The organism is Vibrio campbellii CAIM 519 = NBRC 15631 = ATCC 25920, from assembly GCF_002163755.1.
In the GTDB taxonomy this organism is placed as follows: Bacteria; Pseudomonadota; Gammaproteobacteria; order Enterobacterales; family Vibrionaceae; genus Vibrio; species Vibrio campbellii.
Genome location: NZ_CP015863.1, coordinates 1,709,213 through 1,721,977, shown reverse-complemented (window position 1 = coordinate 1,721,977; position 12,765 = coordinate 1,709,213). Strand labels below are relative to the sequence as shown.

Here is a 12,765-nt window from a genome sequence, read left to right as displayed (position 1 = left end):
TAAAATGAGACGTACTATTTTGCTGAATTCACTCATTTCCATTGAATTGCATTGAAAAACAGTAAATAATATTGACCCGTTTACACGGGGCTTTTTTCTTTCGGAGGCACAATGCTTTACCGTCTAGCCAGAACTGGCTTTTTCCAACTTGATGCCGAAAAGGCACATGATCTTGCAATCAAAAACTTCCAACGCTTTAACGGCACTCCTCTCGATCTTTTCTATCGTCAACAATTACCAAATCGTCCAGTAGAATGCATGGGACTTACATTCCGTAACCCAGTTGGTCTTGCTGCTGGCTTGGATAAAAACGGCGAATGTATCGAAGCATTTGACGCTATGGGCTTTGGTTTTGTCGAAGTTGGTACTGTTACGCCTCGTCCGCAACCAGGTAATGACAAGCCACGCTTGTTCCGCCTAGTTGAAGCGGAAGGTATCATCAACCGCATGGGCTTTAACAACCTAGGTGTGGATCAACTGGTTGAGAATGTGAAAAAGGCAAAATACAACTGCGTTCTTGGTATCAACATTGGTAAGAATAAAGACACACCAATTGAGAATGGGGCAGAGGACTACCTGATTTGTATGGAAAAAGTGTACGAATATGCCGGTTACATTGCCGTGAACATCTCGTCACCAAATACACCAGGACTTCGTTCGCTTCAGTACGGTGAAGCGCTAGACGAGTTGTTATCAGAACTCAAAGAGAAACAAGCAGAACTTGCTGAAAAACACGGTAAGTACGTACCACTTGCGCTAAAAATTGCACCGGATTTGAGTGATGACGAAATCAGCCAGATCTGTGATTCTCTAATTAAGAACAACATTGACGGCGTTATCGCAACAAACACGACGTTGGATCGCACAGTCGTTGAAGGTATGAAGCATGCAAACGAAGCGGGTGGTCTAAGTGGACGTCCGGTGCAATCTCATTCAACTGAGGTTGTTCGTAAACTTCATCAAGAACTTAGCGATAAACTTCCGATCATTGGTGTCGGTGGTGTTGACTCTTACGTTGCTGCGAAAGAGAAAATGATGGCTGGCGCTCAACTTGTTCAAGTTTATACAGGTTTCATCTACCACGGCCCAGGTCTCGTACGCGATATTGTTAAAAATCTATAAGAACAATCGCTAAATCGTTGAGAAATCGACGCTTGTTACTAAAAAAAGAGGAATTCGTTTCCTCTTTTTTTTTGTCCGTTCGTTTGTAAAATTTAAAAATCATGAGTAGGTAATTAAGCGTCTTACCTCTTATTACTGTTTAACTAGTCACAAGAGAACGGAATAATGCTTAAACCCAGCGACAAATGGAATTGGTATTTTGACGAGCAGAAAGCTTGCCTAATGCTGGATTTAGGGGAGGAGATGATTTTCCAAACCAATCTATGCCGTAAGCTGTTGGTCAATTGTGCCTTCTCAGACAATGAATTCACCGTTGATGACGCAAGCGCGTTCCAAACTTACAACGAACGAATCCGTTGTCTCGACATCAACGAATACCGTCAAGCCGAACTTACGCTTTATTGCGTAGCCGCGAAACGCTTTCACAAGCCAGTCCAGCCTAAGAGCTGGTTCTTCGACGCTCAATGTGATGGACATGAGCCAGAAGAAGGAGACATGGTCTTCCTAACAAACCGATATTCAGAAGGTGTGTTCGTCGTCCTAGAGCCTGGTGAAACATCAAGTCTGTGTGCTTATGTTGGACAAGAAGAATTCCTGCTAGACGGCAACAAAACGCTCCAGTTTGGACAACCGATTAAAGTAATGCATGATCGCATGGTGTGTGCTAATCACTTATTCATGATGGCACCGATGGCGATGGTGGGTTAGTTTCCTTTTGATTTTTTCTTTATTTTCGTTCCTTTGTTTGCATTAATCGACCGCATTAGGTCGATTTTTTTTGCCTAGAGTTTTTCCAAATCTCTCCTAGTACGCACCCCAAACTCACCCCTAAGTGAGGGGATTTCATATCTCATATATGAAGCAGCTCACTTTTAATCCAATTTTTCCACTTTAGCTTTTCCTTAAATTAGGCAACGAGACGCTTAATATTTCATCTTTTATTCCCCTATAAGTAGTTTTTGTAAGTAAATTACACGCCAAAATTCCATTTGGTATATACCAATTTGACGATGAATAAGTATTTACTTTCACCACAGGCCGCATTTTTACGATAAGGTGATAAGGAGACGTATTCTGTTTATGAAGGTGATGTGATCTGACTTTCAGTTGGTGATATTGGTGACTGTTTGCGCTAATAAAGCGAAAAAGCCTTTAAAAACGAGGCATTGATCGTAAAGTCAGGTATAATTAAAGCCATTTTTTATCGACGAAAGAACACTATGAATCAATATCTCGCGGTAACTTCAAACGGCATGGAAAACTTGCTTGCAGAAGAGCTGACTAAACTAGGCATTGAAAACGCCAAGCCAGTACAGGCAGGCGTTAAATTTAAGGCGACGAATGAACAAATTTACCGTTGCTGTTTGTGGAGCCGTTTGGCGTCTCGATTTGTACGTGTTTTATCGGAGTTTACCTGTAACGACGACATGGACCTTTACCTGTCGACGTCTTCAATTAACTGGGTAAACCAATTCCACAGCTCAAAGCGTTTTGTGGTTGATTTCAACGGTACCAACCGTGAAATCCGCAACAGCCAATATGGTGCAATGAAAGTCAAAGATGGCATCGTTGACTGCTTTGAGAAGAAAGGACTTCCTCGTCCAAACATTAGCAAAGAACGCCCAGATATTCGCGTTCACGTTCGTCTACACAAAGACAAAGCGATTCTTGGTGTCGACATGGTAGGCAGTGGTCTTCATCAACGTGGCTACCGTCCAGAATCTGGTCGAGCTCCACTACGTGAAACACTCGCAGCCGCTATTATCATGCGTTGTGGCTGGGATGGCTCTCAACCACTTCTAGACCCAATGTGTGGTTCTGGTACGTTGCTGATTGAAGCAGCAATGATGGCAGCGAACATGGCACCTGGCGTTAAGCGCAAACAGTGGGGTTTTGAAGCGCTAGAAGATTTTGAACCTGAGCTTTGGGCTGAGATTAAATCAGAAGCAAATGTACAGGCTCGACGCGGCGTCAAAAAAGTTGACGCTAAGTTTTTCGGCTTCGATAACGACCCGAAAGTACTGAAGGTTGCTCAAGACAACGCTCGCAGAGCTGGCGTTGAAGAGCTAATTACTTTTGCACAAGGTGACGCGGCAACCATCACTCGTCCGGCTGGCTTCGAAGCAGGCGTTATCGTTTCTAACCCTCCTTATGGTGAGCGTCTTGGTACTGAGCCTGGTTTGATTGCGCTATACACAGCATTTGGTGGCCAGCTAAAAGCTGAGTTTGGCGGTTGTAAAGCGTCTATCTTCTCTAGTTCAGACGAGCTACTAAGCTGTCTTCGTATGCGTGCAGACAAACAGTTCAAATTGAATAACGGTGCGTTACCGTGTCACCAAAAGAACTACAGCATTGCAGAGCGCAGCGCTGATGAAGTGAAAGGCGCGGACACTAATGTTCAGATCGCACATGACTTTTCAAACCGTTTGAAGAAAAATATCGGCAAGATTGGCAAGTGGGCGCGTAAAGAGAAGCTAGACTGTTACCGTATCTACGATGCGGACCTTCCAGAATACAACGTGGCTATCGACGTTTATGGCGATCAAATTGTGATTCAGGAATACGCGGCACCTAAGAATATTCCTGAAGAAAAAGCTAAGCGTCGTTTGACGGACATTATCCGTGCAACGATTCAGGTGACAGGCGTAGAAGCGAACAAAGTTGTACTGAAAGTTCGTGAGAAGCAGAAAGGCCGAAGTCAGTACCAAAAACTAGGTCAAGTTTCAGAGACACTTGAAGTGAACGAGTACGGCGTAAAGCTGATCGTAAACCTTCACGACTACCTAGACACGGGCTTGTTCTTGGATCATAAGATCACTCGTCGTCGCCTTGGTGAAATGGCTCAGGGTAAAGATTTCCTTAACTTGTTTGCTTACACTGGTAGTGCGACAGTGCACGCTGCAGTTGGTGGTGCGCGTTCTACAACCACGGTAGACATGTCTAACACTTACCTGAACTGGGCGAGAGACAACATGCAGCTAAATGGCTGCGTGGGTCGCCAGCATCGTTTTGAGCAAGCTGACTGTCTACAGTGGCTTGAGAACGCAAAAGGTGAATACGATCTTATCTTTATTGATCCACCGACATTCTCTAACTCTAAGCGAATGGAAACGTCGTTCGACGTGCAACGCGACCACATTAAGCTAATGACAAACCTTAAGCGCCTGTTGCGTGCTGGCGGTACGATTGTTTTCTCGAACAACAAACGTCACTTCAAGATGGACGAAGCAGGGCTTGCAGAACTGGGCTTAAAAGCGCAGAACATTTCATCTCAAACTCTGCCAATGGATTTCTCTCGTAACAAACAGATTCACAACTGCTGGTTGGTTACGCACGCAGAATAGGGACAGGATGTTGAACGTGCTAACACTTTACAGCACAGAAGGATGCCACCTCTGTGAGATGGCGTTTGACCTCGTTGGTCAGATTGGTCTCGCCGAACAAACACACATCGTCGACATTGCGTTCGACGATGTTCTCTTTTCTCGTTACGGCGTCACAATTCCTGTATTAAAATATCAAGACTCTGAGTTGAACTGGCCGTTTGACTTAGAACAACTCACACATTGGTTGGATAATAATGGCATTACTTACCATTCATAACGCGCAACTTGCATTTGGTGATCACCCATTGCTAGATAAAGCGGAGTTCGCTCTTCAAGAAAACGAACGCGTTTGTTTAGTTGGTCGTAACGGTGCAGGTAAGTCCACGTTAATGAAAGTGCTTGCCGGCGACATTTTGTTGGACGATGGCAAGATTCAAATCACTCAAGACGTAGTTGTTTCTCGACTTGAACAAGATCCACCGCGCAATCAAGAGGGTACGGTTTACGAATACGTATCTGGCGGTTTGGCTGAAATCGGTAAACAGTTAAAGATCTACCACGATCTTCTCGATCTTGTAGCTCAAGACCCAAGTGAAAAGAACATCAACCGACTTGCTAAGATTCAAGAACAGCTGGATCACCTTAATGCTTGGCGCTTTGATGACCGCGTTAAGAACGTACTTGGGGCGTTAAAGCTAGACCCAGAAACCAAACTGACAGACTTATCTGGTGGTTGGCAACGTAAAGCAGCTCTGGCTCGTGCACTTGTTTGTGACCCCGATGTATTGCTTCTCGATGAACCGACTAACCACCTTGATGTGACCACCATCGAATGGCTAGAGAACTTCCTAAAAGATTTCAAAGGTTCCATCATCTTTATTTCTCACGATCGTGCTTTCATCAAGTCGATGGCAACACGTATCGTTGACTTAGATCGTGGTCAATTGGCTTCTTTCCCTGGTAACTATGACCAATACTTGAATGACAAAGAAGAGATGCTTCGTGTCGAAGAGATGCAAAATGCAGAGTTCGACAAAAAGCTAGCTCAGGAAGAAGTATGGATTCGTCAGGGTATTAAAGCGCGTCGTACACGTAACGAAGGTCGCGTTCGTGCTCTTAAAAAGCTTCGCGAAGAACGTCGTGACCGCCGTGAAGTTCAAGGTAAAGTTAACCTTAATATCGATGATGCATCCCGTTCAGGCAAGATCGTCTTTGAAGCAGAGAACGTCTCTTTTGCTTTTGAAGGCAAAAAGATCGTGGCTGACTTCAGCTTCAACATCATGCGCGGTGATCGAATCGCACTTATTGGCCCTAATGGCTGTGGTAAAAGTACGGTTCTCAAGTTGCTACTAGGCCAGTTAGAGACACAAGGTGGTCGTCTACATTGCGGTACAAAACTTGAAGTGGCTTACTTCGACCAGTATCGTGAAATCCTCGATCCTGAAAAAACGGTTATCGATAACCTAGCGGATGGTAAGCAAGAAGTGATGGTTGGCGGTCGTCAGCGTCACGCATTGAGCTACCTGCAAGATTTCTTGTTCGCACCAAAACGTGCTCGTACGCCAGTAAAAGCGTTATCAGGCGGTGAAAAAAACCGTTTGTTGTTGGCTCGTATCTTATTGAAACCTAACAACTTGCTTATTCTGGACGAACCAACCAACGATTTGGACATCGAAACGTTGGAACTTTTAGAAGAAATGCTTGCCAATTATCAGGGTACGTTACTGTTAGTGAGCCACGACCGTGAGTTTGTAGATAACACAGTAACGACCAGTTGGATTTTTGAAGGTAACGGCGTAATTGAAGAGTTCGTTGGTGGTTATCACGATGCAAAACAGCAGCGTGATCAAGTTCTTGCTTCGCGTGGTCAGGTTGAAAAAGCAGCGAAGAAAGAGAAAGTGGTTGAGGAAACTCCCAAAACTACGCAACCTAAGAACAATTCGAAGAAGTTATCGTATAAGCTGCAAAGAGAATTAGAGGCTCTTCCAGCTAAACTAGAACAATTAGAGTCGGATATTGAGACGCTACAAGAACAAGTGAATGACCCAGAGTTCTTCACTAAATCTGTAGAACAGACTCAACCGGTATTGGAACAGCTCGCTGCTGTAGAGCAGGAGTTGGAAATCGCGTTCGAGAGATGGGAAGAACTCGAAGCAATGCAACAGGACAGTTAAGAATTCCATGAATTGTAGTAATAAATTCAAACTAACCGCCGTCGCGATGATGGTTGGTACAGCAATGAATGCCAATGCAGCATTGTATCAGGTGGTTGAAGTAGAGCCAGAATCAAATGGTGACATCGTTAATTACGAAACTGCCTACGGCGTTGCTATCCAGCAAGGTGATGTTCAGGATGTAAGCACTGGTTCACCGTTTGTCCATGGTTGTTTTGATTCAGCAGCAGGATGTACAACGGATCAATTCAAATTGGCACTGGAAACTCGTACAACACCAATTTCAGCAGGCGAAGCTGTAGATGGTGTGAGTTACCGTGAAGAAGTGCCTTTTGCAATGGACTCCGGTTTCTATTACGTTCAAGAGTACGATGACTTTGAGCGCTACTGTTACAACGAGCGTCGTTACTCAACATGTGAGTCTTGGGCGTCTATTCATTGGCAACCTTGGAGCAAAGAGCTAGGTAAAGACTTTACAACAAACGCATTCGCATTTGTCGAGAATGCCCCAGGTGCTTATGAAAACAAGTACAACAATATTATCAATAGCTTAACTGAAGACGGTCAACCAGTTGGTAATCAAAGTGTCGTAAGCGATACAGATTCTTCTGAATTAGAAACAAGGAATACAATTGTTGCTCCAGTGCTTCCAACTATTGTTCCAAGCAGCGAAGAGGCGGTTGTTGTCGGGAGCCGAGCATGGCGCACCGATGGGACTTTTACAGTAGGCAGTATTTCTGAACAAGCATCAAACGATAACGGCACGCACCATACTTCAAAACCTGCGATTTGGGATGCAACTGGCACAGTAATTCAGGTTGATTGGCAGAGCGGCACGGCAAAAGGTGGTGAACGTTTAGCGCAAGGTAGCATGCGAGATCTTGTTGTAAAAGGTTCAACTGTTTATGGTGTTGGGTACAACACCTATGACAGTGACAACAACTACATGAACGCAACAGTCTTCGTAGGAACGTTGGCAAAAGAAGGCTCAGTCGTTGATTCTATATGGGTAAATAAGGAAGTTGATCGTGCCCAACAAAGAATCAGTGGTGATACGGTTCATACCAACTCACGTCTAACCGACGTAAATGCAAATTTTGTTGCGATTGGTGAAGCCAAACGTTCGGGGGCGTACTTAATGCCAACAGGGTCAGCACCAAATCGTCTCTTTGTTGTTGACGATGTGACTAAGAGCTCAGTAAGTGCCTTCTACCCAACTTCTGGTATATTCTTTAGCGGTGCTGGCGGTCAAATGGGTGGCATCAACTCATACAATGAGATTGTTGGTCAATTAGACGCTGAGAAGACTCGTGAAGAAGAGGGTAAACCTCGTCGTAAGCGTGGTTTTATTTACCCTTACACTAAAACAGGTGAAGCCGTGAGCCAGCGTGCGACAGACTTGTTTGAGGGTAAACCATGGTTCTTGGATAACCTAACGAACGGTGGTGAATACTCAGCGGACAACAACGCATTCCGTATCATCAATGCTACAGACATCAATGATGCTGGCGTTATCTCGGCAACCGCGATGAAGTGTGAAGGCGGCTATAAGAGCACACAACATAACGCGTCGTGTGATGGGACAGAAAAAATCGTTGCAGTTAAGCTTATGCCTATCGCTGGCGCGACTTCTGCAGATATTCAGGAGCGAAGCGTTGAAGAGGAATCTGCCGAACGTCAAGGTGCCGGTCTTGGTTGGTTGGCTTTGACCATGCTGGGCTTCTTCGGGTTCCGTAGAAAATAGTCAGTAATTTTTAAATCAAGCAGAGGCTCACAGAAATGAGCCTCTGCTTTTTTTATGCCTTGAGAAAATGCGAAACTTGATCGATTCTTGTAAGTGGAGTCATAAAAACTCCACTAAAGTTTCACAAAAACAGTAGTACGTTTGTAAATGGACCTGTATGAGGAATTAACTATGAAGAGACAAAAGCGTGATCGCCTAGAACGAGCTCAATCTCAAGGCTACAAAGCTGGGTTGAATGGAAGGTCCCAAGAGGCTTGTCCGTATCAACAGATTGACGCTCGGTCGTATTGGTTAGGTGGTTGGCGTGATGCCAGAGATGAAAAACAATCTGGTCTCTACAAATAAACTCTCCACATACAAACAGAAGGATTTGAAAAGGCTCGTTAAGAGCCTTTTCTGCATTTTTAAGTAGCTATACCCAAGTGACTTCAAGATGCAGGATTCAGAGCGTTGTCATTGATTCGAGGTCAAGGAAAACAACGCAGCGTAATAGCCAGCTCTTTCCAAGTTGTTTGACGCAGAAGTCGAGTCAATGACACGCTCCCAAAGGGCGAGCTGTCTTGGCTTGTATACTTTGTTGTCGATTCTTGATTTAGACCCACTAGATCTTTAAATCGCCGCCGCGTCTACAAACCAAGTCATTCTCGCTGAACCTAGCATCTCGAGGTTACTTGGGTATATACAAAACTAAAAAAGGCCCCTTTGAAAGGAGCCTTCTTGAATACTTCAGAGTAGGAGATTAGAAGCTTGAGGTGTCTTGGAACAAGCCTACTTTCAGATCTTTTGCTACGTAGATTTCTTTGCCGTCTACACATACACGGCCATCAGCTAGACCCATTACCAATTTACGGTTAACAACACGCTTCATGTGGATCTCGTAAGTCACTTTTTTAGCTGTTGGTAGGATTTGCCCCGTAAACTTCACTTCGCCAACACCTAGAGCGCGTCCTTTGCCTTGACCGCCAACCCAGCCTAGGAAGAAGCCAACAAGTTGCCACATTGCATCAAGGCCAAGACAGCCAGGCATTACAGGGTCACCAGGGAAGTGACAATCAAAGAACCAAAGATCTGGAGTAATGTCCAATTCTGCTAGGATCAAACCTTTACCGAAATCACCTTCAGTCTCAGACATTTTTGTGATGCGGTCCATCATCAACATGTTTGGTGCTGGTAGCTGAGGGCCTTGTGGCCATAGTTCGCCTTGGCTAGAAGCTAGAAGATCTTCACGGGTGTATGAATCACGTTTGTTTTGCATTATCAATTACTCCAATTTTTGATAGCTGCATCTTAGTGAACACGTGTACGCTAAACAACTCCGATCAGTACTAGACAAACCAGTTTTTGATGCGCTCCACAATTCCTTCTGGATGCTCGTGCCTTTCAAAGTTTTCAATACGTTCGGCTATCTTACCGATGATGCTGTCATCTTCACCTCGGAAAGGTTTGGACATCAGAAGAGGAATCGCTTCATCAACAGTAGAAACAGACCAAATGTGGAACTCACCATTCTTAATACTTTCTATGACACCTTTATGTAACGCAAGGTGCTTTAGGTTAGTTTTCGGCATAATCACGCCTTGCTCACCTGTGAAGCCTTGATGCTTACACACTTGGTAAAACCCTTCGATCTTTTCATTCAAGCCACCGACGGCTTGCACACGACCAAATTGGTCTACCGCGCCAGTCACTGCGATCTGCTGATTAACTGGGGATTCAGATAGGGCACTTACCAAACAGCAAAGCTCCGCTAAAGAGGCGCTATCTCCATCTACTTCACTGTATGATTGCTCAAAAACAATTGACGCAGAGTAAGGTAGAGGCTCATCCAGGTTCAGAGCAGAGCTCACAAATGCTTGCATGATCATCATACCTTTAGCGTGCAGGTTGCCACCAAGCTCAGCTTTACGCTCAACATCTGAGATATCACCATCACCGAAGTGAATAACACAAGAAATACGCGCAGGTTCGCCATAAGAGACCGGATGTCCAGCCATGTCAATAACAGTAAGACCGTTAATCTGACCGACTTGTTCGCCAGTCGTTTCAATGATCACTTGTCCATCAAGAATGTCATCAACAGCACGCTGTGGTAGGTACGACTCGCGGTAATATTTATCATCAATGGCCTGATCAATATCGTCGAATTCGATAACCGATGAGTTTGAATATTGGCTAGCCAGACCTAATAGCTGGTTGTGCCACATGACACCGAGCGGTAGATAGTGTTGATCTTCTGTGTAACGCATCCCTGCAAGAATTAATCTTCTGAACGCTTCATTGCTCAATGCAGGATGCTGGTACTTCTGGCAAATCCAGTTTACCAAACTAATGTAATTCCTCAGGTTTTCTTGAGATAGATGGATATCGTCTTCAACCTCTGTATACATCGTCAGACCTGCAGAGAAGTCTTCATCGACATACTCGATTTCAGCCAACTGGTTTCGGTCACCGGTAATGATCAGTTTTACATTGTATTCTTGCGGCGCAAAAGGCGATGAAGCAATTCGATTTGGAGTAAGATTAATTGGGGCAAAGCTTCCACCTTGAACCGCAGCTTTGATGCTTGGCCAGCGTGCAGCATTCGCAAGCACCAAGTTAGCAGGAATAACAAGATAGCCGCCATGTGCTTTAGAAAGTAAGCCAGATTCAAACGTTGCTTGACCATCTTGGTTCACACTGTAGCGATCAAACAGCTCTTTAGCATCGAGTGACTCTGTTGCAACAATAGGTGCAGAGGTCTTAGCCTCCAACACTTCGCTAATGAAGCCTCGGTAAATCGCATTATCAGTGCAATTCACCAATAAAATGCAGGTTAATCCTTGTACACGCGTAAATCGCTCAGTGGTTGCTTCAAGCCTCGGCTGAAGCTCAATGAAAGGCTTTGCTGGGAGAGAAGTGGCGTTGCGTAAAATCTCTTCGTACTGTTCAAAAGAAGGGGTGACATCTTGCCAGTTAACTTGGTTCATTCAAATTCATCTTAATTTAGTCTTAGGCGCATTATAGCGAAACGGCGATCAACTCCCTAGCGACAATTTGACCAATCCAAAAATTCTACAATTTCAGTTGATTAAACCTTCGACAAATGAGTGATCAACATCGATACTTTTAGGAGTTTTAATTGCCGAACCTGCACAGTTGGGTTACGCTGTCACCATACGTGCATTGAGGGTCAGAAGGATGAAATATCAGCAGCTTGAAAATTTAGAATGTGGTTGGAAATGGAAGTATCTCATTAAAAAGTGGAAAGATGGTGAAGCCGTTACTCGATACATCGATACAAGCGAAGCCGATGCTGCGATTGCTGAACTTCGTAAGCTCGAGCATGAACCTACTCAAGTTCTTGCTTGGATTGAGAACCACATGTCAGAAGAGCTTGATAACAAGCTGAAACAAGCGATCCGTGCAAAACGTAAACGTCACTTCAATGCGGAGCAAGTCCACACAAAGAAAAAATCCATAGATCTTGACTATCGAGTGTGGGAAAAGCTCTCTAACAGAGCAAACGAGTTAGGTTGCACACTATCCGATGCAATTGAGTATTTGCTGTCTGAAGCATCTCGAAGCGAGAAAGCTAGCATGAAGGTATCATCGTTGAAAGAAGACTTGAGTAAATTGTTGTCCAGCTAAGGAGAATCATATGCTTTACGTAATATTGATTGCTGCTGTTGTCATTTTTTGGCTTATCGCTGTAGATAGACCAGTCCTAAAAGTTAAGTTCGAAAAAGGGCACATATCGAAAGTGAAAGGTCATTTACCACCTTCTTTTAAACACAACCTGCAAGACATCGCCGAGCATGCTCCTTTCGATGGTGAGATGAAAATCTACAATCAACGTACTGGGATGCGTTTAGCTTTCTCCAAAGAAGTGCCGAAAAAAATTCAACAACGCATTAGGAACGTTTTTCCTCATCAAGGTTTTAAGTCAACCAAAGGCAAAAAACGCGCTTAAGCAAACTATCAATTACTTATTCATGTTAGGCGGGACGCATTAATTGGGTCCCGTTTTTATTTCAATAAAGTCAGTGATTTAGAGTTTCACTTTTACGAAATCGAAAGGGAACTTCATGCGATACACTGTCACGTTTTTGTGTTTATTATTTGGGATTTCTGTTGCTACAGCTGATGATTCTGAGACGAATCCCGTGGCGAAAAAAATTAAAGCGGAGTTACAGAAGAAAACTGATAGAGAATTTGATGGTTACCATGGGTATTGTGACCTAATGATTGAAATGGAACACAAAGGTAAAAGTGCAAAGATCAAGAGGGTAAAAAGCAGTGGTGATAAACGCGTATGTCAATTCACCAAATCAAATGTGAAAATTGGCAAACGTTATCGCTATAAATTCTCTGAAAAGTACATACGACTACACATAACAACGGGCAATTAGTATTCACTAAT

At 44.1% G+C, this 12,765-nt stretch carries 12 protein-coding genes; 10 read left to right on the top strand and 2 right to left on the bottom strand.

Annotated elements, in window-relative coordinates:
* The first annotated feature begins 111 nt into the window (after positions 1–111).
* From pyrD to rmf, 7 genes are all read left to right on the top strand, one after another.
* Positions 112–1,122: a quinone-dependent dihydroorotate dehydrogenase gene (gene pyrD / locus A8140_RS08135; protein ID WP_005532373.1), complete on the top strand. Its 1,011-nt coding sequence runs from the start codon at positions 112–114 to the stop codon at positions 1,120–1,122.
* Positions 1,123–1,287: 165 nt separating this feature from the next.
* Positions 1,288–1,830 (top strand): cell division protein ZapC, encoded by a 543-nt coding sequence (locus A8140_RS08130; protein WP_005426674.1) that lies wholly within the window; start codon positions 1,288–1,290, stop codon positions 1,828–1,830.
* A gap of 512 nt (positions 1,831–2,342) precedes the next feature.
* The gene (gene rlmKL / locus A8140_RS08125; RefSeq protein WP_005532372.1) at positions 2,343–4,466 is read left to right on the top strand and encodes a bifunctional 23S rRNA (guanine(2069)-N(7))-methyltransferase RlmK/23S rRNA (guanine(2445)-N(2))-methyltransferase RlmL; all 2,124 of its coding nucleotides are present in this window, start codon (positions 2,343–2,345) and stop codon (positions 4,464–4,466) included.
* Between the two features lie 7 nt (positions 4,467–4,473).
* Positions 4,474–4,725 (top strand): glutaredoxin family protein, encoded by a 252-nt coding sequence (locus A8140_RS08120; RefSeq protein WP_012128011.1) that lies wholly within the window; start codon positions 4,474–4,476, stop codon positions 4,723–4,725.
* Complete coding sequence (locus A8140_RS08115; protein ID WP_005532369.1) at positions 4,703–6,622, top strand: ABC transporter ATP-binding protein; 1,920 nt, start codon at positions 4,703–4,705, stop codon at positions 6,620–6,622. The genes A8140_RS08120 and A8140_RS08115 overlap by 23 nt, the downstream gene beginning before the upstream one ends.
* Positions 6,623–6,629: 7 nt before the next feature.
* On the top strand, positions 6,630–8,366 hold the full coding sequence (locus A8140_RS08110; RefSeq protein ID WP_005532368.1) for a DUF3466 family protein: 1,737 nt from the start codon (positions 6,630–6,632) through the stop codon (positions 8,364–8,366).
* Positions 8,367–8,537: 171 nt separating this feature from the next.
* Complete coding sequence (gene rmf / locus A8140_RS08105) at positions 8,538–8,711, top strand: ribosome modulation factor (protein ID WP_005532367.1); 174 nt, start codon at positions 8,538–8,540, stop codon at positions 8,709–8,711.
* 394 nt (positions 8,712–9,105) lie between these two features.
* Here rmf and fabA read toward each other — a convergent pair whose 3' ends face one another.
* Positions 9,106–9,621: a bifunctional 3-hydroxydecanoyl-ACP dehydratase/trans-2-decenoyl-ACP isomerase gene (gene fabA, locus A8140_RS08095; protein ID WP_005528499.1), complete on the bottom strand. Its 516-nt coding sequence runs from the start codon at positions 9,619–9,621 to the stop codon at positions 9,106–9,108.
* Positions 9,622–9,691: 70 nt separating this feature from the next.
* Positions 9,692–11,332 carry a S16 family serine protease gene (locus tag A8140_RS08090; RefSeq protein WP_005528497.1) on the bottom strand — a complete coding sequence of 547 codons (1,641 nt, stop codon included), beginning with the start codon at positions 11,330–11,332 and terminating at the stop codon, positions 9,692–9,694.
* 211 nt (positions 11,333–11,543) lie between these two features.
* Between A8140_RS08090 and matP the strand changes: the two genes are divergently transcribed.
* The 3 genes from matP (at position 11,544) to A8140_RS08075 (ending at position 12,754) form a co-directional block, all read left to right on the top strand.
* Positions 11,544–11,993: a macrodomain Ter protein MatP gene (gene matP / locus A8140_RS08085; protein WP_005429851.1), complete on the top strand. Its 450-nt coding sequence runs from the start codon at positions 11,544–11,546 to the stop codon at positions 11,991–11,993.
* Between the two features lie 10 nt (positions 11,994–12,003).
* Entirely contained in the window at positions 12,004–12,315 is a 312-nt protein-coding gene (locus A8140_RS08080) for a DUF3634 family protein (protein WP_005528495.1), read from the top strand.
* A gap of 115 nt (positions 12,316–12,430) precedes the next feature.
* The gene (locus A8140_RS08075) at positions 12,431–12,754 is read left to right on the top strand and encodes a hypothetical protein (protein ID WP_005528492.1); all 324 of its coding nucleotides are present in this window, start codon (positions 12,431–12,433) and stop codon (positions 12,752–12,754) included.
* The last annotated feature ends 11 nt before the right edge of the window (positions 12,755–12,765 follow it).